The organism is Trichothermofontia sp. (assembly GCF_053493415.1).
Map to the genome: position 1 here is coordinate 40,654 of NZ_JBRCAD010000105.1, position 20,833 is coordinate 61,486.

Annotated in this window: 13 protein-coding genes and 1 riboswitch; of the genes, 10 read left to right on the forward strand and 3 right to left on the reverse strand. The window is 55.5% G+C overall.

Going from position 1 to position 20,833, the window contains the following annotated elements; all coding sequences use genetic code 11:
- Positions 1-18: 18 nt before the first annotated feature.
- From ACWIUF_RS09005 to ACWIUF_RS09030, 6 genes are all read left to right on the forward strand, one after another.
- The gene (locus ACWIUF_RS09005) at positions 19-717 is read left to right on the forward strand and encodes an HAD family hydrolase (RefSeq protein WP_448572012.1); all 699 of its coding nucleotides are present in this window, start codon (positions 19-21) and stop codon (positions 715-717) included.
- A gap of 64 nt (positions 718-781) precedes the next feature.
- Complete coding sequence (rfbC, locus tag ACWIUF_RS09010) at positions 782-1,327, forward strand: dTDP-4-dehydrorhamnose 3,5-epimerase (RefSeq protein WP_448572013.1); 546 nt, start codon at positions 782-784, stop codon at positions 1,325-1,327.
- A gap of 82 nt (positions 1,328-1,409) precedes the next feature.
- On the forward strand, positions 1,410-2,297 hold the full coding sequence (rfbD, locus tag ACWIUF_RS09015) for a dTDP-4-dehydrorhamnose reductase (protein WP_448572014.1): 888 nt from the start codon (positions 1,410-1,412) through the stop codon (positions 2,295-2,297).
- A 6-nt stretch (positions 2,298-2,303) separates the two neighbouring features.
- Positions 2,304-3,377, forward strand: a complete 1,074-nt coding sequence (locus ACWIUF_RS09020) for a glucose-1-phosphate thymidylyltransferase (protein WP_448572015.1) — start codon at positions 2,304-2,306, stop codon at positions 3,375-3,377.
- Between the two features lie 129 nt (positions 3,378-3,506).
- A complete protein-coding gene (locus tag ACWIUF_RS09025; protein ID WP_448572016.1) occupies positions 3,507-4,919 on the forward strand; it encodes an MFS transporter in 1,413 nt (470 codons plus the stop codon).
- Between the two features lie 340 nt (positions 4,920-5,259).
- Positions 5,260-6,621, forward strand: a complete 1,362-nt coding sequence (locus tag ACWIUF_RS09030) for a hypothetical protein (RefSeq protein ID WP_448572017.1) — start codon at positions 5,260-5,262, stop codon at positions 6,619-6,621.
- A gap of 51 nt (positions 6,622-6,672) precedes the next feature.
- On the opposite strand, the gene ACWIUF_RS09035 is transcribed toward ACWIUF_RS09030, so the two are convergent.
- Positions 6,673-7,710 carry an SLC13 family permease gene (locus ACWIUF_RS09035; protein WP_448572018.1) on the reverse strand — a complete coding sequence of 346 codons (1,038 nt, stop codon included), beginning with the start codon at positions 7,708-7,710 and terminating at the stop codon, positions 6,673-6,675.
- Positions 7,711-8,381: 671 nt separating this feature from the next.
- Positions 8,382-8,533: riboswitch (cyclic di-AMP (ydaO/yuaA leader) on the reverse strand.
- A 371-nt stretch (positions 8,534-8,904) separates the two neighbouring features.
- Here ACWIUF_RS09035 and ACWIUF_RS09040 point away from each other — a divergent pair.
- The 3 genes from ACWIUF_RS09040 (at position 8,905) to ACWIUF_RS09050 (ending at position 16,095) form a co-directional block, all read left to right on the forward strand.
- Positions 8,905-13,311 carry a GAF domain-containing protein gene (locus ACWIUF_RS09040; protein ID WP_448572019.1) on the forward strand — a complete coding sequence of 1,469 codons (4,407 nt, stop codon included), beginning with the start codon at positions 8,905-8,907 and terminating at the stop codon, positions 13,309-13,311.
- Between the two features lie 393 nt (positions 13,312-13,704).
- The gene (locus tag ACWIUF_RS09045) at positions 13,705-14,958 is read left to right on the forward strand and encodes a hybrid sensor histidine kinase/response regulator (RefSeq protein WP_448572020.1); all 1,254 of its coding nucleotides are present in this window, start codon (positions 13,705-13,707) and stop codon (positions 14,956-14,958) included.
- A gap of 105 nt (positions 14,959-15,063) precedes the next feature.
- On the forward strand, positions 15,064-16,095 hold the full coding sequence (locus ACWIUF_RS09050) for a hypothetical protein (protein WP_448572022.1): 1,032 nt from the start codon (positions 15,064-15,066) through the stop codon (positions 16,093-16,095).
- Here the strand turns inward: ACWIUF_RS09050 and ACWIUF_RS09055 are convergent.
- Positions 16,092-16,718 carry a hypothetical protein gene (locus ACWIUF_RS09055; RefSeq protein ID WP_448572023.1) on the reverse strand — a complete coding sequence of 209 codons (627 nt, stop codon included), beginning with the start codon at positions 16,716-16,718 and terminating at the stop codon, positions 16,092-16,094. The two genes, ACWIUF_RS09050 and ACWIUF_RS09055, sit on opposite strands and share 4 nt — an antisense overlap.
- 493 nt (positions 16,719-17,211) lie before the next feature.
- Here ACWIUF_RS09055 and ACWIUF_RS09060 point away from each other — a divergent pair, with 493 nt between their 5' ends.
- Complete coding sequence (locus tag ACWIUF_RS09060; protein ID WP_448572024.1) at positions 17,212-19,638, forward strand: CHAT domain-containing protein; 2,427 nt, start codon at positions 17,212-17,214, stop codon at positions 19,636-19,638.
- Positions 19,639-19,641: 3 nt separating this feature from the next.
- On the opposite strand, the gene ACWIUF_RS09065 is transcribed toward ACWIUF_RS09060, so the two are convergent.
- The gene (locus tag ACWIUF_RS09065) at positions 19,642-20,523 is read right to left on the reverse strand and encodes a retropepsin-like aspartic protease family protein (RefSeq protein WP_448572025.1); all 882 of its coding nucleotides are present in this window, start codon (positions 20,521-20,523) and stop codon (positions 19,642-19,644) included.
- Between the last annotated feature and the right edge of the window lie 310 nt (positions 20,524-20,833).

Below are 20,833 nucleotides of genomic sequence, written 5' to 3' on the forward strand. Positions count from 1 at the left end.
TAGGTGAGGTGTTCGGGCATGGTATTAAAGGCCGTCTTATTTGATTTCAATGGCGTCATCATCAATGATGAATCGCTGCATGAGCAATTGATTGAACAAATCCTCCTTGAGGAAAACCTGCGGCCCAAACCAGGAGAATTTCGGCAACTGTGCCTGGGGCGGAGCGATCGCGCCTGCCTCCAGGAAATCCTGGCCCAACGCGGGCGCGTCGTGAGCGACGACTATTTAGACAAACTCGTCCAGCGTAAGTCCCAAGCCTATCAACAATTGATCGCGGGTTTAGAGCGCTTACCCCTCTATCCCGGCCTGGATGATCTGATTTTTCGGTTGCGATCGGCCCAACTGAAACTCGCGATCGTCAGCGGTGCCCTGCGTCAGGAAATTGCATGGGTGTTGCAACAAGCCAACCTCTTAGCCCAGTTTCCCGTGATTGTCGCCGGGGACGATCATCGGGCCAGTAAACCCGAACCCGACGGCTACCTGCTTGCCGTGACCCGCTTGAATGAATCCTATCCGGGACTCAACCTCCGCCCCGATGAATGCTTAGCGATCGAAGATACCCCTGCTGGGATTCAAGCCGCCAAACGGGCCGGGATTCCCGTCGTTGGAGTGGCCCATACCTATCCCTTCCACATGTTGCAACGACAGGCCAATTGGACGATCGACTACCTCAATGATCTGGAACTAGAGCGGGTCCAGGCCGTTGGGGCTTCGTGAGGAGTGAAGCTTGAGTGGGGGAGGAATCCGGTTTAAGATGGGCGGGGTTGTGTAGAGGTAGGTCATGCAGGTTATTGCCACGGCCATTCCAGAGGTTCTGATCATTGAGCCAAAGGTATTTCGCGACGATCGCGGTTTTTTCTACGAAAGTTTTAACCAGCGGCAGTTTCAAGCCCAAACCGGCCTCAGCGTTGAATTTGTCCAGGATAACCATTCCCACTCGCGCCAATCCGTCCTGCGGGGATTGCATTATCAAATTGGCCAAGCCCAGGGGAAGTTGGTGCGGGTTGTTGTGGGCACAATTTTTGATGTTGCCGTTGATTTACGCCGTCGTTCCCCCACCTTTGGCCAATGGGTTGGGGTCGAACTCAGTGCCGAAAACCATCGTCAACTGTGGGTTCCCGTTGGGTTTGCCCACGGGTTTGTCGTTCGGTCTCACACCGCCGATGTTCTTTACAAAACCACTGACTATTATTCGCAACCCCACGATCGCTGCATTCGTTGGGATGATCCCGATCTCAACATTGACTGGGGCCTAACCACACCCCCGATCCTCTCTGCCAAAGATCAACAGGGACAATCCTTTCAGACCGCTGATTTGTTTGACTAACCCGTCGTGCTTGGGGTTCTCCCATCCCACCACTCATCCCTAACCACCCACCACTCATCTCTAGCTATTAACCACATCATTTATGCGTGTTTTACTCATCGGGGGAGCCGGACAATTAGGCGAGGCATTACAAACCACTTTACAAACCCTACCCGGCCTGAATCTCACCATTCTGACCCGGCAGGAACTCAATCTGACCCAACTGGACCAAGTGCGATCGGCGATCGAGCAGGCTCACCCGGACGTGGTGATCAATGCCGCAGCCTATACCGCCGTCGATCGCGCCGAAGCTGAACGCGATCGCGCCATGATGGTCAATGGCAAAGCACCGGGGATGATGGCGGCTGCCGCCCTCGATTGTGATGCCCGCTTGATTCACATCTCAACGGACTATGTGTTTGCAGGGGATAAGGGCATTCCCTATCTGGAAACCGACCCCACCCATCCCCTCAATGCCTATGGCGAGTCTAAGCTGGCCGGCGAACAGGCGATTTTAGCCACCGATGCGGATGCGGTGATTGTGCGCACGGCCTGGGTGTATGGGGCGGGGGGCAAGGGGAATTTTGTCAAAACCATGCTGCGTCTGGGGGCTGAACGCGCCGAAGTCCGCGTCGTGGCCGATCAAATTGGGACGCCAACCTGGACGGGGGATTTAGCCAAGGCGATCGCGGCGATCGCCCACCCAACTAACACACCCATTCCCGCCGGGATTTACCACTACACCAATAGCGGTGTGGCCAGTTGGTATGACTTTGCGATCGCCATTTTTGAAGAAGCCGCTGCCCTGGGCATCCCCCTACGGCTTCAGCGCGTTGTCCCCATTACCACCTCCGAATATCCCACGCCAGCCCGTCGTCCCGCCTATTCCGTCCTCGCCTGTGGCAAAATCAATCACTATTTAGGTGAACCGGCCCCCCATTGGCGGCAAGGATTACGGACAATGTTAGGTGAACTCCAAACGGCAAGGTAATCCGCGATGCGAGCATTGATCCTATCGGGGGGGAAGGGCACCCGACTGCGACCCCTCACCCACACCGGGGCGAAACAATTGGTCCCGGTCGCCAATAAACCGATCCTCTGGTATGGCATTGAACGGATTGTGGCCGCAGGCGTGACGGACATTGGCATCATCATCAGCCCGGAAACCGGGGAAGAGGTGCGCAGTAAAACCGGTAATGGCGATCGCTTTGGGGCCAAGATTACCTACATTTTGCAGGAACATCCCCTGGGCCTAGCCCATGCGGTCAAAACCGCCCAACCCTTTCTGGGGGATGAACCCTTCATCATGTACCTGGGGGATAACCTGATTGAGAATCAGTTGCAATCATTTTTGACAACTTTCCAATCTGAAAACCTGGATGCGTTGATTCTGCTGCGCCCCGTCCCTAATCCCACAGCCTTTGGGGTAGCCAAACTGGATGAGCAGGGGCGGGTCCTAGAATTGGTGGAAAAACCTAAACATCCCCCCTCGAATTTGGCCCTCGTGGGGATTTATTTATTTACCCCCAGGATTCATACGGCGATCGCCCAAATTCAACCTTCCGCACGGGGCGAGTTGGAAATTACCGATGCGATTCAGCAGTTAATTCGGTTGGGGCATCCCGTCAAAGCCTGCCAGTTGGAGGGGTGGTGGTTGGATACGGGGAAAAAAGATGATTTGCTAGAGGCGAATCGGTTAATTCTCGACAGTGATCTAACAACGGATATCAAAGGTGAAATTGATGCCCAAAGCCAGGTGATCGGGCGGGTACAGATTGGGGCCGGTTCTAAGCTGGTGAACTGCACGGTGCGCGGTCCGGTGAAGATTGGCGAAAATTGCCACTTAGAAAATTGCTTTATTGGTCCCTATAGCAGCATTGCCGATGGGGTCACGCTCCAGGAGGTGGATTTAGAGCATAGCGTGATCCTGGATCAAGCGAGTATTTCAGGTATCCATCAACGCTTAGTCGATAGTGTGATTGGCCAACGGGCACGGCTCACTGAAGCACCCCGCCGTCCCAAGGCATTGCGGTTTTTGATCGGGGATGATTGTCAGATTGAGTTGTCGTAGGGGGTAGGAAGGAGAGAGGAGAGAGGAGAGAGGAGACAGAATAGGGGATAGTAAGGGGGGAGGACTGATGCTTTGTTTTTTCGGTAAATGGCTGTGATCCAATCTTCTCCCGCTAAGACAGCGGTTCCAATGTCACCGGTGCCCCTGAATTTGACGACAAAGCTGGCCTATGGGGCTGGTGAAATGTCGAGTGAAGTGACCAGCAGTATTCTGGTCTTTTTTGCGCTGTTCTATCTCACCAATGTGGCGGGTCTTAATCCAACGCTGGCGGGTAGTGTGATTCTGATTAGTAAGCTGTGGGATGCCATTAATGACCCCCTGGTGGGTTGGCTGAGCGATCGCACCCGTTCTCCCTTGGGCCGCCGCTATCCCTGGATGCTTCTGGGGGCAATTCCCCTAGGATTAACGTTTTTGCTGTTCTGGGTAGTGCCCAATACAACTAGCCAACTGGGGTTGTGGGGATATTACACGGCGATCGCCTTCCTGTTTTATGCTGCCTACACCGCCGTCGTGATTCCCTACTCAACCCTGGTGGCGGAACTGACGCAGCGCTATGACGAACGCACCCAACTGGTTAGCTACAAAGCCGCCTTTAGCATTGGCAGCAGCATTATTGCTCTAGTTCTGGCCCAGGTGATTTTTACGATCGTCCCTGGGGAACGCCAGCAGTATTTAATCCTGGGGGCCGTGTGCGGTTTGGTGGCCACGCTGGCGGTGTATGTGTGTGTGGCGGGGACCTATCGGCGGTTTCGCTGGGTCCAGCAACAACGGCAGGACAATCGTCCTGGGGAATCCTGGCCCCTCCGCCAACAATTGCAAGTCGCCTTCCAGACCCGGCCCTTTCTCTTTGTGATTGGGCTGTACCTGTGTTCCTGGTTGGGCGTCCAGGTGACAGCGGCGATTTTGCCCTACTTCGTGGTGGAGTGGATGGGGCTATCGGAAACCCATTTCACCCAAATGGCCCTAGCCGTCCAGGGAACCGCGTTGGCCACAATGGCCTTCTGGAGTTGGCTGGGGCAGCAGTCCAATAAACAAAAGATTTACCTCTGGGGCATCCCCCTGACCCTGGTGGCGCAGGCAGGATTATTCGGGCTGCAACCGGGACAAATCGGCCTCATGTATACACTCGCAGTAATGGCGGGGGCGGGGTTGGCAACAGCCTACCTGGTGCCGTGGTCGCTGTTACCGGACGTGGTGGATCTGGACGAACTGAACACAGGCCACCGGCGGGAAGGCATTTTCTATGGCCTAGTGGTCTATTTGCAAAAGGTAGCCGTCGCGATCGCCCTGTTCCTGGTGGGCAAAATCCTCGACGGGGCTGGCCTGATTCCCCATTTGGCCGATCAACCGGCCCCAATCCAACCGGAAAGTGCCCTGTGGGCGATCCGCTGGCTCATTGGCCCGATTCCCAGCCTGGTGTTAATCGGCGGCCTGATTCTAGCCTTTTTCTATCCCATTAGCCGCCAGATGCATGATGACATCGTGCTACAACTCCAGACCCGGAAGGAAACTGCGACGATCGCCGCTGAGAGAGACGCTTGACAAGCGAAGATCTTTAACTTTTGCCTTTTGCCTTTCGCCTTTCGCCTTTCGCCTGTTGCCTTTTGCCTTTTGCCTTTCGCCTTTCGCCTTTTGCCTTTCGCCTTTCGCCTTTCGCCTTTCGCCTTGTGGGATCTGGCAGGTGGATCGGGCAGGCGGGACGCCTACCCCACAAGCGTTCTGCTAATCTGGTAAACTTTTGCAGCAGCGTATTGGTAACCGGATTTCCGGGCCTAAGGCGTTAGGACAGTGTAGAGAAGCGTTAGAACCCCGATCGCGGGACTGAAAGTATGCTTGCACAAATGCGCCGCAGTTGTTAGAACCCCGATCGCCCGACTGAAATATGAATCACGACACGATCGATAAACAGCGCATCCTAGAGCAAATGCGCCGAAGCCTGGAACCCCGCCGTTACCTGGCGGCACCGCCCAAACCCGCGATCGATCGTCCAGTGGGGACACCCCCCAATGAATTGGCCGAGGACCTAGAACTCCTGCAAACGGGGTTTGATATCTACCAGGTGACGATCAAGGCCCATAGTAAGGTGTTGGGGCCGATCGTAGTGGCGTTGCGCAAACTGGCCCGCAAGCTGCTGCGCCCGGTGATCGAAAAGCAAATTTCCTACAATGCGGCGAATGTGCGGGTCGTGCGCGGCCTCCGGCAGGAGGTTCACAATTTGCAGCAGGCCGATATCGATCTCCATGACTTTATGGAGGAGGTGCGCGATCACGTCAATACGCGCCTGGAACAGGTGACCGATGCGATCGTCACCCTGCGGGGCGAAGTGGAGCAAAGCCAACGCCAGTGGCAACAGGCCGAAGCCGCCCAAACAACCACACGGGATCAGGTGTATTACCACCTGGATGCGATACGACAGGAGGTGAAGGCCACCCGTGAGCAAGTGGCAAGAGCGGAGCGCCAAGTCCGACGCCTACACGCATCTGCCCCCTCTGTACCGGTAGCCAGTGCGATCGCCCCGACGGGGCCTTCCCCCCTCACACCGCATCCCCAAGCGGGAAGCCCACCCGTCACTCCCCTGACGCCGGCAGTGCCCTTGATGGAAAGCTTTGATTACGCGGGTTTTCTGGAGCGCTTCGCGGGCAGTGAAGCAACGGCCAAAAGCCGATTCCAAGTCTTGCTATCCTACTTTGCTGGAGCTGGTTTGCTCGTGGATTTGAATTGCCAGCGGGGGGAATTTCTAGACCTAGCGCAGCAGGCGGGTTATCAGGCCAAGGGCTTAACCCAAAATACGGATTTGCGGTTACTCTGCCAAGAGAAAGGGTTGGAGGTGCTGCAAACGCCGGTGTTGCCCTATCTCGCCGATCTGCCTGCCGATAGTGTAGAGGGCATATTTGCGGCGCAATTGCTGGATACGTTGTCCCCCCCAGCCGCGATCGCGCTGGTACAACAGAGCTATGCCGCCCTCAAAGCAGGCGGGACGATCGTCCTGGAGTTGCTCAACCCCCTCTGTCCAGCAGTGCTTAACCAGCAGTGGTTTCTGGACCCGTTAAATACCCGCCTGTGGCATCCGGCGTTTCTGACCTATTTGCTGGAAACCACGGGTTTTCAGCGGGTGACTTATCACTTTAGCCAACCCCTAGGGGCAGATTTAGCGCCAACGAGTGATCCCTTCAGCAGTCTAGCCACCCCCGCACCCGCGATCGCCCAGTCCTATCAGGTTTACGCGATCGTGGGCCATAAGTAAGCCTCTAGGCAGGGCAACGCTGTCAACCCATTGCATCAGACCGGTTGCAACCTAGCGGAGGAAAACAATTGCCACATAGAGAGCCGAGACGATCAGTTGTAAGGTCATGATGGGAAAGCCATACCGTAGAAACGTATGGAACGCTATACGCTTACCGTGTTGTTCAGCAATGCCTGCGGCCACAATGTTAGCGGAAGCACCCACCAAGGTGCCATTTCCCCCTAGGGTGGCCCCGTACATCATGGCATAAAACAACGGCAATAGGATGTTAGTCACCGAATCAATGCCACTATGGTGGGCTAGCAGGAGCGCTAAGGCCGCACCGAGGAGGGCAGCGGCAGCGGGCGAGATGGGCACTGGCATCATTTCTCCCACAGCAAACAGTCCGAGGACCAGGGCCATAATAAGACCCCCAACCAGCAGGGTGCGGGGATGGTTGATCTGGGGATGGGGAAGTTGGGTAAGGGTGTCTAGCTGCTTGCGCCAAGTACGCCGGAAGAGCAGTGGGAGTACGACCAGGATAACCCCGATCGCGACCGCTCCGCCCAAACTTAGCCGCAGCAGGTAATCCATAAAGCTAAGGTTAATGGCATCGCCAATAATAAACGTAGCTGGATCTCCAACCAAGGTCAGCAGTCCTGCACTATTCGCCACCAGCACCATTAAAATCAGCAACGGGATAAAATCTACTCCAATTTCCTGGGCCATTGTTGGAACAAGGGGAGCCAATAGCATCACAGTTGTGGCATTGGGTAGAACAGCACAAATGGGAGTGGTAATCGCGACAATTCCCAGTAATAGGCGCTTACCATTGCCCCTGGCAAGGATCACAATTTGGGTCGCCAAATAGTCAAAAATTTTCGTAGGTTCAAAAGCTCGTACCAATACCATCACCCCAAAAAAGAGGGCAAGGGTTGAGTAACTTCTCCCGATATAGCCCACCGCTTCTTCTAGGGTGAGAATATCGAAAAAGACTAACAGTAGGGCACCCAAGAAGGCCGCGATCGTTAGATGAATCCATTCGGTCATTACCAAAAAGATGACACCGAAGAATAGCAGGGTTGCTACAATGGCTTGCCAGTTATCCAAGGTATATACGCTCCCTCGTTGAAGTGTCTGTGGATAGGGGAATCAAGAGATGCGATCGTAAACCAGTTGTGGGGCGACAACGGTTCAGAATACATCCGTATTGGCTAGCAGGCTGTCATAGCTAAAGCAAGGGGATGTTATTCGTGTCTAGTCTGCGAGACCCAACACGCCCACTGGGCTAGGGCAAACGCAGTGCGCCCAACCTACCCCCAATGAAGTTTGACAGACCACGAGTGTTAGCTAGGGTTAACTGCGGTTACCTAAGTTTGACGGTGTAGCCGACTAAAGTCGTCACTACGAGCCATCCGTAGCCCCAAGAGAGTGTTTGAAAAGTCCAGAAACAAGTCGTTTCGGCGACGTTAGTCGCCACTACAAACGTAAAGCAACCCTTAGGACAGCCAAACGTTGAGATTCGTAGTCGCGGTTAAAACCGCGATCCTCCTTTTAAAACATCCTCTAAGGCTAGCAATGGGTATGAGAGCAGCGAGAAAAATATCCACCCGTGCTAGAAAGCCCAAAGGGCAAGAACCAACACAAAGTAGATACAGGTGCAGTGTGGTCAAATCGACCAGCCCTTAACATCGGCAACTTGAGAGGCTGTTAAGAGTCGTTGCACTTTCGATTGAATTTTTGAATGACTTAAATTCAATTTCTGAACAATGCGATCTCTTTAGTCCTCCCCCCAATGCTGACGGAGTTAGCTGACGGGCTAGGACTGAGAGGTGTCCCTCCTCCCCTGATCCTGATAATCACCAGATTCAGTTGAGGATAAGCCCCAAAATTTGGTTCCTCCGTTCCAGTACCGCTGCAACGCGGGAAACTCATTCCCAAGCCACAAGCGTCACCAGATTAAGCTTGACTTCACTCACTCCACTCAAACCGCCTCCCAGTGTACGATCGCGGCTAGCACCGAGGCAGAGGCAGAGGTATTGAATGGGGGCGAGCCTGAATTGCTGCTTAAGCTAACACGTCCCCAACCAGGCCGTCAACGCACCTGAATTTCTTAACGGTTAGGGAGGACATGGCAGTTCCGGGAAGCATCGGAATCACCGAGTGCTGGAGTTGACATAATTTTGAGTCACATTGTACGGAGCAAGCCAATCTTGGATAATGCTTGGGGAGGGCTGATCCGCCACCATTTGCGTTAATAATTGGCCAAAATAAAGAAACCGATTGCCCCCTCTTCCTGTTGACATGCTTCCTGATCTTGCGATCGATCCCCAGCCCCCCATTGTCACACCAGATACATCCCTAACGACGGCCCTGGGGATGATGCATCCCCAGCATTCAACGTGCGCCCTGGCCACAGGGCGGGCTACGCCCCCTTCAGACCTGGGGGGTGACCTTGCGACTGACTATGTGACTGACTATGTGTTGGTGATGGCAGGCACCGAATTGTGCGGCATCCTGACCGTGCGCGATCTGGTACGGTGTATGGCCCAGTCCCTGCCACTGGCGGATGTACCGGTTACAACGGTCATGCAGTCGTCGGTCATGACCCTGCGGCGATCGCAGTGCGAGGATGTCTTTAGGGTGATCCACCTCTTTAAGCAGCACCACATTCGCCATTTGCCCATTCTCGATGACAACGATCGCCTGTTGGGCGTGGCGACTTCACAAACCCTGCAACGGGCCTTACAACCCCTCGAACCGCTCCGTTGGCGACGGGTTGAGGAAGTGATGACGCGATCGGTGATAACAGCGGCTTTGACCGATTCCCTCCAAGCAATTATTCAGCGCATGGCCGAACGCCAGATCAGTGGTGTCGTGGTTATCGAGAGTCCCGACCCCCCCAGCCGTACCCATAAAACTGCCAGGACTTCCCCCGCCCCCCTAGGGATCATCACCGAGCAAGATGTGGTGCAATTGCACCTATTGGGCTTGAACCTAGCCACAGTCGAAGCCCAGGCGGTGATGAGTTCCCCCATGTTCACCCTCACCCCAGCAGATTCCCTCTGGCAAGCCCATACGCTGATGCAAGCGCAACGGGTCCGTCGGCTGGCCGTGATCGGAGCAGATGGGGGATTGGTGGGGTTAGTCACCCAAAGCACGATTCTGCATAGTCTGAATGCCGCCGCCCTCTACGACATGGTGCAATCCCTGAGCCAGCGACTCGCTACCCTGGAAGCCACAACCGCCGCCCAACTTCGGCAAAAAGACACGCTGTTACAACAGCGAACCGAGGCCCGCGATCGTGCCCTCTATCAGCAACAGCAAGCCATTACGGCCCTCGAACACCAGAATGAATATCTCACGACCATTACAAGTACAATTCCTGGCTCGGTTTACCAGGTGGAGTTAGATCGCGATGGGCAGATGCGCCTCACCTACCTCAGTGCGGGCATTGAAGCCGTGTCGGGCTATCCCCTGGCCCGGTTCCAAGCCAATCCCGCCGCCCTGTTTGACCTCATCCATCCCGACGATCGCGCCCAGTTTCAGCAACGGCTTGAGCAGGCGCAGCAAACCCTAGCGCCGTTAAACCACGAATTTCGGATTGTGACGGCCACGGGTGCCATTCGGTGGGTGGAAGACCGGGCGTCCTATACCCGATTGCCCACAGGGGAGGTGCGGGTCAATGGCCTGGTCCTGGACATTACCGACCTCAAGCAGATGGAGCAGTCCCTAGAGGATGCCGTGGCTAAGTTGCGATCGACCAACCGGGTTTTAGAGCAATGGGTAGCTGAGCGCACGGCTACCCTCACCGAGCAAAATCAAAAATTAGAAGCCATCGTTCAAGCATTGCCCGATATGCTCTTTCGCTTAGATGCCCAGGGCAGATATCTCGAAGTTAAGTGCCAACAGGATGCGGACTTATACGTGCCAGCAGCAACCCTTTTAGGTCAGAGAGTTCAGGACATACTGCCCTCACCGGTCGGACGCCAAATCTACCAACTCGTCAAAAAAACGCTCCGAACTCAACAGATCCAACGCTTAGAGTATCGCCTGCTGTTTGGTGATATCCCCCGTTACTTTGAGGCTCGGTTTAGTCCCCTGGGTTCTCAGCAAGTGATTGCCATTGTTCGCAATATCAGCGATCGCAAACTAGCGGAATTGGAAATTCGGCGAAATCGAGATTTATTTGAGGGCATTTTTGCGGAATCGGCGGATGCCATCTTTATTGTTGATATCAATACCTGGTGTATTACCCAGTGTAATCGTCGGGCAGTGGAATTGTTTGAGGTGGACAGTTCCGCCGACCTGATTGGCAAGCACAGCACCCGTTTTCATACCCAACCGCTCTCGGAACAGGAGATTGAGACCCTCAAGGCGGAATTTAGCCGGACGGGTACTTTTAAAAGGGAATTTGAGTACTTGACCCCAAAGGGCAATCGCTTCTGGGGGAACCTCGTGGCCAAACATCTGCAAGTGGCCAGTACGGAGTGCATGATTGTCCGCATTAGTGATATTACCGAGCGGTGGGTCTTTGAGCAAACTTTGCAGGAGCAAAAGGAGCTATTGCGCGAAGTGACCGACCAAATTCCTGGCTCTGTCTATCGCGGGATATTGCATCCTGACCAAACCTTTGATCTTCTATTTATCAGCCGGGGGGTAGAGACACTCACTGGCTTAACCCTAGAGGCCGTTCTGGCTCGGCCCCAATGCCTCATCGAACTCGTGCATCCCGACGATCGCGACAGTTTTTACTACTCCCTCGTCAGGCTCAACCACCCCAGGCAAAATATCCAGCGCGAGTATCGGATCATCAAGCCAACGGGCGAGGTCGCCTGGATTCGCGATACGGGGGCGATCGTGCCCCGACCGGATGGCAGCATTGGCGTAACGGGCGTTTGCTTTGATATTAGCGATCGCAAACGCACTGAGCAGACCCTACAACGTCAGGCAGAACAAGATCACCTTTTGGCCCAATTATTTTTCCGCATGCGCCAGCCCCTCAACCTGGCGGATATCCTGCAAGCTACGGTGGAAGAAGTGCGAAGGTTCCTGAGCGTCGATCGCGTATTGATCTACCGTTTCCAGGCGAACTGGCAAGGTGATGTCCTCGTGGAGGCGGTCTCGCAGGCTGCTCTAAGCCTTCAGGGACAAGCCGTGCAGGACCCGTGCTTCCCCGGCGATTGGGTTGAACAGTACCAAGCGGGTCGCGTGGCCGTGGTAGCGGATGTGCAGACGGCGGCGATCGATCCCTGCTATGCCGAATTTCTGACCCAATTCCAGATCCGGGCTAACCTGGTGGTGCCCATCCTCTACGGTGAGCAACGCCTCTGGGGCCTGCTAATTGCCCACCACTGCACGGCTCCCCGGCTGTGGCCCACGGGCGAAGTGGATCTTCTGCGGCAAATCGCCGGGCGTTTGGGGACCGCCATCCAGCAAGCCGATCTCTATGCCCGCCTACAAGCGGAACTGGCCGAACGCCGACGCACGGAGACAATCCTGGAGCAACAAATCCGCCAGGAAAAAGTCCTGCACGCCCTCTCCCAACAAATTCGCCAATCCCTCGATCTCGATCATATTTTGGCCACAACGGTACGGGAGATCCACCAACTGCTCCAGGCCGATCGCGTCCTGATTTTCCGCCTCTATCCCCAAGCCGCCACCCACGTGATTCAAGAAGCCGTCACACCCGGCCTGCCCAGCCTGCTCAATTTACGGTTTTTCGACGAATCCTTCCTGGAAGCCTGCATGACGTTCTATCGCCAGGGTCAGGCCCAGATTGTGCCCAATGTGCAGGCGGATGCGTGGAGTGCCTGCATTGCCGACTTTATGCAGGAAATTGGAGTGCAGTCCCGCATGGTAGCCCCGATCCTGTTGGCCGCCGAAGAAACGCCGGTCGAAATTGGCGCTACCTGTGCCTGGTCCGAAGGCGAGCATACCTGTCTGTGGGGGCTGCTGATTGTCCATGCCTGCCACGATCGCCAGTGGCAGCACACGGAACTCAATCTCCTCCAGCGGCTGGCTACCCAAGTTGGGATTGCGATTCAACAAGCCAATCTCTACTCCCAGTTAGCCAATGAGTTATCGCAAAAAGAGGTGCTGCTCAAGGAAATTCATCATCGGGTTAAAAATAACTTGCAAATCATTTCCAGCCTGTTGTCCTGGCAGGTAGATATGATCGAAGATCCCCAGGTCCTCCGCATTATTAAGGATAGTCAGAACCGGATTTCGGCAATGGCGATGATTCACGAACGCATGTACCAGTCCTCTGACCTGGCCCAAATGGCCTTTGACGAGTACCTCCATCAACTGGTCAGTTATGCGTTCTCCATGTATGGCCGCCCCACCCAGGGCATCCAACTCAGCTTCGCGATCGAGCCAATTGCCCTGAACCTGGAAACAGCCCTTCCCTGCGGCCTGATTGCCTACGAACTGGTCACCAATGCCCTGGAACATGCGTTTCCCGATCAGCGATCGGGCACGGTGCAGGTGACGCTGGCCCGCCTCAATGCAGCCCGATACCAATTAACGGTCCAGGACGATGGTGTCGGCTTTCCTGCTGATCTGGACTTCCGTCATACCAACTCAATGGGGCTACAGCTTGTTTGTGGCCTCACCCAACAAATCAAAGGCACGATCGCCCTCAACGTCGAGCAGGGTACCCAGTTCCAACTCACCTTTGCCGAAATTTACTACGAACGACGGGCCTGAGCACCGACCTATCCCAATCCAGCAATTACACGGAATAATGTTGAAAAACTTTACTTTTCCAGCTGTAGTGCTAACGGTACAATAGGAACAATATTAGCTCGCTGATTAAACTCAATTGCGAACCTTACCCTTGAGTTTAGCTCAGTTAGGCAGGGGTTAGGGATCAGGGCCTTCCGAGTGAGAATTCAGTAAGCACTCTCTTTCTAAAACCTCACAATCGCTACCCAGTCTGGCGAAAATCCTATAACATTTATTCACCGGATAATTTGAGCACTGCTGACGATCGTAACCTGGGTACAGGTCGGCAATAGTTTTTTTAGATTTATAAATCTCTATGATTTTGCCTTCGCTGGCCAGTATAACTAAATTGTTAGGAATCTCCGTGTCGATTCTATGGCTACTGCAAAAGTACTAATTGTTGAAGATGAGTTTATTACTGCCCATGACATTAGTCGCCAGCTTAAAAAATTAGGATATGTGGTGAGCGGTACGGTCGATTCCGGCGAATTGGCGATCGCGAAAGCTGCGGAGCTACGCCCGGACGTGGTACTGATGGATATTGTTCTCCAAGGCAAAATTAGTGGGATTGCGGCTGCCCACCAGATTTGGCATACCTATCAAATTCCGATCGTCTACCTGACGGCCTTTGCCGATCCGGATACGGTGCAGCAGGCCCACGATACCCAACCCTTTGGCTATTTACTCAAACCCTTTCGTCCCGAAGATCTTAATGTGGCCATTCAGGTTGCCATTCGTCGCCACCAAGCCGAGAAAACGCTCCGACAACGAGCTAAGGATATTGAACAGCGAACAACCCAATATTTAGCAATGGCCTCCCATGATCTCCGGACACCGCTGTCCCTGATCAAATCGGCAGTGGAACTCCTGGAACAATTCGGGCACCAATGCCATGAGGAGAAAAAACAGAGCTATTTCCAGCAGGCGAAAGAAGCCGTCAAAAGCATGGATGGCCTGATCGAAGATATTCTCACCTTTGGTCATATTGAATCAGGCCGTCTAGCCTATACCCCCACCCTAATGGACGTGGCTGCGTTCTGCCAGGACTTATTGGCGGCTTTCCAAACGGGCATTGGCCAGCACCACCACCTGGAATTTATCCAACACGGGACCTGTCAGCAGGTCTATCTTGATGCCAAGTTGCTCTGGCATTGCCTCTCTAACCTGTTGAGTAATGCAGTTAAATACTCCCGGCCTCACACCACAATTCAATTGGAACTCTCTTGCCCAGATGTTCCCGCCCTCCTCTATCCCGACCAATCACCCGTTATACCAGCCACAACACCACACGTGACCTTCTATATCCGTGATCATGGACATGGGATTGCCCTAGAGGACCAGGCACACCTGTTTGAACCCTTTTTCCGGGCCAAAAGTGCCAGCAAGACCATGGGAACGGGTTTGGGCTTAACGATTACCCAAGCCTGCGTAACGCTGCAACAGGGCACCTTAACCCTAGTGAGTGAGGTGGGCGTGGGCACGGTCGCGTGTATGACCCTGCCCTGCGGCATACTGCCGGCGGACGCCGATCGGGCGGTTGCCCCCACCCCCCAGGCTGACTCCCGGCTCAACGGCCCCCCGTCTCCCCCAACACCAGCAGAAGCGGAAGCCAGTCGGCTCGTCAGCTAGGAAAACGATCGCCGTGTCCTAGCCAGCAAGGTATGATAGAAGTTCAGGGGACTTAAGAAAACCTTAAATTGTCTCTGCCGACTGCTGCTCATCTACCCCATCGACATGACAGACTCCCCCCTCGAACGTTCAGACAGGGACACCGACACCCTTGCCTCCCTATCCGCGCTGTGGGCCAAAAAATATATCGCGGACATCAACCAGGCGGCCCAAGCAGAACAGGCCAGTCGTGAACAATCCCGGAGTTATGCAGAATTAGACTCAGCAGCCGGACGGATAGAAACCGCCAACTATTTGCTTAACCATTTAGAGTTAGCCAGTGCAACGGCCTGGTCCCAGGTCGAGGTGTTGTTAGCGGATGAGATCAAGCGCCACGGGATTCAAGTGGATACGGCGAACCCCTGGCAGATCATTCAAGATATCCACCAAACCTATCAGAAAACACTCACGGCCTATGCCCAGGAAGTGCCACCCGCCCGGCTGTCCGTGTTGCTAGGGCGGGCGTTTGGGGAGGTGCGGCGGCAGTACACCGCACGGGAGCCACGGGTGCTTGGCCTAGTCAGTATGCAGTTTCACTATACTGGGCAGGTATTGCTGGGCTGGTTGAGCGAACCCGAACAAGCCCTGGTAACCCCCTACCTAAAGGTGATGGATGATCACCTCTATATGCCCCTACAACGCACCTATGAAGCTGCCGCCCAGTGGGACTTACCCGCACCGGAATTGCAGACTGTCCAGCAGGTGTTACCCATGAGCACCGCGATCGCCCACGTGATTTGCGATCGCGTAGCCCGCGAATACCCCCAGTACCAGAGCTATACCGGTTCCCTAAACCATGAGACCGTGCGCATTTCCAGTGTGCGCGATGCGGAAATGTTTCAGGTTTACCTCTGCCTCTGCCTGCTAGAGGGGAGTATCGCCGCCGTCAAAGAGGAGCTATTCCCGCTTTGTGTGATGCTCTATCCTGCCCTTAGGGTAGATTGGAAGTTGGTACAAAGTATGCTGCGACTGCTGTCGCGGGAGCTGCACGATCGGCTAGCCATTGAAAACATGGCCCGGCTCCTCCCCTACCTAGAAGCCGTGACCGAAATGTTTTCCGACGCCGTGGTCCAATCGCTGCAAGTGGCACTGCGTTAGCAAATGCGTTCCCAGGTTTCCAGGCCAATTTCAGACTGTTGGAACCGCACCCAACGGCCATAGGCCCGATCGCCCGCGATCGTATAGTCCATAACACTGGGGGGATAGGTATAGCCCCAACTGGCCAGCAGCCAATCCCGTACCCGTAAGCCGATCCCCTCATAGGCCCGTTCCGCCTGCCAGCGCAAATGGTAGATATCCGAGGTTGTCTCGGCGATCGTTAACGTGCCAGCATAAGTACTATTGCGCACTTCCCCGGCGACCGTATAGGTTCCCGCCAACTGACCAGCAATGCCCCCCGTTGCCCGTTCCAGATGGGTTTGGGCATAGCTCATGGGGGTTGTCCAACGACCCTCCAGGATACCGTCTGGGGTAATGCGGTAGAGCATCAGGCCATAGTCTTGATCGGGGCACCAACCCGCCAGGAGGTGATCATCCTCCAGAAACGCCAACCCAGCAAAATCGCCCAAACTGGTCAACCAGGAGATCTGGTAAATTTGACCCATTTGGTAAATATGGACGGTCCCTGTATAGGGGTGGCCGCTTAGGGTTTGGGCACTTTTGATCAGCCAAGTGCTGGAGAGACCAAGGGTGGACACATCAGGCATAGGGGCAACAGGCATAGGGGCTTTTCCCATGAAAACAGAGAATGGCGAGGCTTGCTAGCCGGGGGGTGCGAGTTAGGGGTTGCGGGTGCAAGCAGTGGTAGGGCTGCCGGATTCCGCTTGTCTGCCCCCTGTCTTACAATGCCCGCCTCAGGTAAAAAAAACAGCATCCCCCGCTGGAAAGTGGTCGGGATGGGCCGTCACGTGGGGTCTCTCAGGGAGGCACGGTAGCTTCGGCACTAAATCTGTTACCATTTGCCAGAGCATTTTGCCAGCCCGCTCGGACCGGGTTGGGCGATCGCCTTAACCTCGGGCTGCGCCATCCCTCACAACGGTACTCGCAGCATCCTGATTTATGCGGATAGGGGGCAGTTTGCGCGAAAATTAAAGTGAGACCGTGCCCTTGAACACAAAAGACTGGGTCCTTCAGCCCCTTCCCTAACCCGGAGGCGTGTTATCCCCAGTCCCCAACAGTGGGAGGCAGCGTTTATGGAAGTAGGCAGGCTTGAGCATGGTGAAACCCTGGGGTAAGGCACAGTTAGCGATCCTTCCGGCCACGATCGGGGGGGTGCTGGGCATGGCGATCGGCCCTTACCCAACGCAACGCGTGGCGGCCCAGGAAATCACCCCGGCCAAGGATGGGGTGGGTACACAGGTCGAGCGCTCCGGCGATCGCTTCGACATTCGCGGTGGGCAACGGTCGAATGACGGGGCGAACCTTTTCCACAGCTTTGAGCGCTTTGGCCTAACACGGACCCAGATTGCCAACTTTATTGCCGATCCTAAGCTGCGCAACATTTTGGGCCGGGTGGTCGGGAACGAAGTGTCCTTTGTGGACGGGGTGCTACAGGTTACGGGGGGGAATGCCAATCTGTTTTTAATGAACCCGGCAGGGATTATCCTGGGACCCAACGCCCGGTTGGATATTCCTGCCTCGTTTACAGCCACAACGGCCAATGGGATTGGCTTTTCCCTCGATCGCTGGTTTGCAGCGATCGGCACCAGCGATTACAACCGTCTCACGGGATCACCAGCCTTCTTTGCCTTCACAACCCCGGAAGCGGGCACGGTGTTGAACCTGGGTTCCTTGGCGGTCGCATCGGGGGATTTAACCCTATTGGGGGGGACGGTGGCCACGGTGCCCCAGCTAGCCCCCTCGGGGGGGAAGGTGACCCTCGCTGCCGTGCCGGGTGAAACCCTCGTCCGGGTTCGTCAGGAAGGGGCCTTACTCAGCCTGGAATTCCAGCCCCTAGCTGAATTCACCGCTGCTAATAATGGCCGACCGTTAAATCTCCAAAGTCAGCCGCGATCGGTGCCGACGCTGCCGGAACTGCTCACCGGCGGGCAAGGGGGCAATGCCACGGAACTGTTGGTTAATGACAACGGCATTATTGAACTGACGGGATCAGGGTTCCGCCTCGAAGAAACCGCAGGCTTAATTCGCCTGGATGTCAATGATCTGAACGGCAATCCAGCGATCGCGGCGCCTGTGTTGACGATCGAGGAGGGGAAAAGTAACGGCAACGGCACACTGGTGGCCTCCAATTCCCTTACCACCTCCGACACGTCCTCCGCGCCAACGGGACCGGATGGCGGCACTGCTGGCCCCATAGCTGCGCCGGAGGAAACTGACAATACGGGGGGTAATCCCCGCTTGGCAGCGGCCACGGATGCCAATCAGACAATGCCCCCCCAGGGGGTAACGACCGCGAGTGCGATCGGGGATACCCTGGCCCCTGGGCAGATTGAATCCTCACGCACCCAAGAACTAGAACAATTTCTGGGGGAAGCCCTGGCTGCGCCGGCCCTGACGGAAGGGGCGATCCGGGCCACCCTACAACGCATTGCCCAGCAGACGGGTCAAAAAACCGCCATCATCTATGTCTTTGTGCAGCCCACTTATCTGGAGTTAGTGCTATTACCGCCCACGGGTGAACCCATTTTTAAGCGGGTCCCCACAGCCTCCAAAGCGCTCCTCATGGCAACTGTCCGCCAGTTTGTCAGCGCGGTGCGCACCCCCAATAACACCCATCGCCAGCGCTACCTGCAACCCGCCCAACAACTGTACCAGTGGTTGATTGCCCCCTTGGCGGCTGACCTAGCGCAACACCAGATTGATACCTTGCTCTTTTCCCTCGATCCAGGACTGCGGGCTATTCCCCTCGCCGCCCTCCACGACGGCAACCAGTTTTTAGTCGAAAAATATAGCCTGGGACTGACCCCCAGTATCAACCTCACCGATACCCGCTATGTCAGCCTGCGACGGGCTAAGGTGTTGGCCCTGGGGCGATCGGAGTTTGATGGCCAGAGTCCCCTCCCCAGTGTGCCGTTCGAGTTGAGTACCATCATTGAAACCCAGTGGCAGGGGAAAGCCCTCATCAATGAAAACTTTACCGTCGATCGCCTGAAGGGGTTACGTCGCCAGGAGTCCTTCCCGATCGTGCATTTGGCAACCCATGCCGACTTTAAACCGGGAGATGCCAACAATGCCTATATCCAACTGTGGGATGAACGCTTACAACTCAACCAGTTGCGTAAGCTCAACTGGAATAATCCCCCCTTGGAACTATTGGTTTTGAGTGCTTGCCGCACGGCAGTGGGGGATGAGGCTGCCGAGCTGGGGTTTGCCGGACTCGCGGTCCAAGCGGGGGCCAAGTCTGTGCTGGCCAGTTTGTGGTATGTCAATGATGAAGGGACGCTAGGCTTTATGACCGAGTTCTATCGCCAGTTGCACCAGGCCCCCATCAAAGCCGAGGCCCTCCGCCAAACCCAAATTGCCATGTTGCGGGGTGAGGTGCGGATTGAGAACGGGTATCTGATCAGCCCCAATCAGCCGCAGGGACTAGAACTACCCGGACTACTATCGGTCTTAGGAAATCAAACCTTGGCCCATCCCGCCTACTGGGCTGGCTTCACAATGGTGGGCAGCCCTTGGTAAGCGTTAGGTGCGATCGCGGCGACGAAATTCTACCGCCCGCTCCTTGATCGTGATGTCGTAGCCATCGTAAAAATCATGGCCCAGTAACCCGATCGGCATTGAAGGCGGCGCGATCGCCACAATCATATTGCGTTTAATTCGACCATCGAGTTCGATTGATCGGACGGGTGCGATGGGCAACCCAACGATCGAGCCATCAGCGATCGCCACCTGTTTCGTGGCCACGGGTTGCAGGTTTAACATGCGGGCATCCTGGTGAGGGATGAGCGTACCAGATGCGCCCGTATCCACCGCCATTTCGATCGTGCGTTTGCCGTCAAACTTGACATCAATAATGGGAATTCCCCCCGCTTTCCATTTGATCGGAGCCGAGAAAAAGGGGGGAGCCGCATCACCAGAAGGCGGCGGCGGCGGCGGCGTACCGCGTAATTTGGCATCAGCAAGGAGTTGTTGATATTGGGGAATCTTCTGCTGGGCCGTGGCATACTCTGGGTGGCCTTGGGGAACTGTTTGCAGCAATTGGATCGCCCGTTCCCAACGGCTAGCCGCCAATCGCCAATCTTCCCGACCTATGGCAGAGCGGCTAATATTCACCGCACCAGTGGCCGTCCCGATCGCCTCCTGGTAGGGATCAGCCCTGGCCACGGGGGAGGCGGGGGGCGCTGGGCTAGCCGCAACCACAGGAGAGGGGCTAGGAGACGGTGAAACCGGATTGGAAGCGGGCGAAGCGGGTGGGCTTAAGGGGGCGATCGGGGCGGTGCAGGCCACACTCAAACTGGCCAACCCAACCCAGAGACCCCAACGAACCGGCAAACTGTAGTGAGGGACTTGGCCCAACGCCCCCCGCTCCTGCCGGTAACAGCCTTCCGTCGGCAGCAATACCATCCTTTACCCCCTCAGATCAACGTGAACACCCACTCAGCGGATATCATCAAGCAATTCCAGACCCGTGAAACCAGTTTGTCGTGATGGCTTCAGCCATCGCACCCCTCCCCCCAATCCTAGCCCTCATCCTGGCCGATCGCGATCGCGGCAGACCCCTGACCCCAGTATTCCCACCAATCGCCCCTTGCCATCAGGTTGGCACTGGCTTAGGAAAGGGGCAATAGCCGAAACTCAGGGGCGGCTTTCATCCCCCTGTTGCCGTTCTCAGTTTCTTTACAATCATTTATAGTTCGACCGGGCACAGTCAGCC

Coding starts and splice junctions, on each gene's coding strand:
- ACWIUF_RS09005 (WP_448572012.1), top strand. CDS start 19: ATGGTATTAAAGGCCGTCTTATTTGATTTCAATGGCGTCATCATCAAT.
- rfbC (WP_448572013.1), top strand. CDS start 782: ATGCAGGTTATTGCCACGGCCATTCCAGAGGTTCTGATCATTGAGCCA.
- rfbD (WP_448572014.1), top strand. CDS start 1,410: ATGCGTGTTTTACTCATCGGGGGAGCCGGACAATTAGGCGAGGCATTA.
- ACWIUF_RS09020 (WP_448572015.1), top strand. CDS start 2,304: ATGCGAGCATTGATCCTATCGGGGGGGAAGGGCACCCGACTGCGACCC.
- ACWIUF_RS09025 (WP_448572016.1), top strand. CDS start 3,507: ATGTCACCGGTGCCCCTGAATTTGACGACAAAGCTGGCCTATGGGGCT.
- ACWIUF_RS09030 (WP_448572017.1), top strand. CDS start 5,260: ATGAATCACGACACGATCGATAAACAGCGCATCCTAGAGCAAATGCGC.
- ACWIUF_RS09040 (WP_448572019.1), top strand. CDS start 8,905: ATGCTTCCTGATCTTGCGATCGATCCCCAGCCCCCCATTGTCACACCA.
- ACWIUF_RS09045 (WP_448572020.1), top strand. CDS start 13,705: ATGGCTACTGCAAAAGTACTAATTGTTGAAGATGAGTTTATTACTGCC.
- ACWIUF_RS09050 (WP_448572022.1), top strand. CDS start 15,064: ATGACAGACTCCCCCCTCGAACGTTCAGACAGGGACACCGACACCCTT.
- ACWIUF_RS09055 (WP_448572023.1), bottom strand. CDS start 16,718: ATGCCTGTTGCCCCTATGCCTGATGTGTCCACCCTTGGTCTCTCCAGC.
- ACWIUF_RS09060 (WP_448572024.1), top strand. CDS start 17,212: ATGGTGAAACCCTGGGGTAAGGCACAGTTAGCGATCCTTCCGGCCACG.
- ACWIUF_RS09065 (WP_448572025.1), bottom strand. CDS start 20,523: ATGGTATTGCTGCCGACGGAAGGCTGTTACCGGCAGGAGCGGGGGGCG.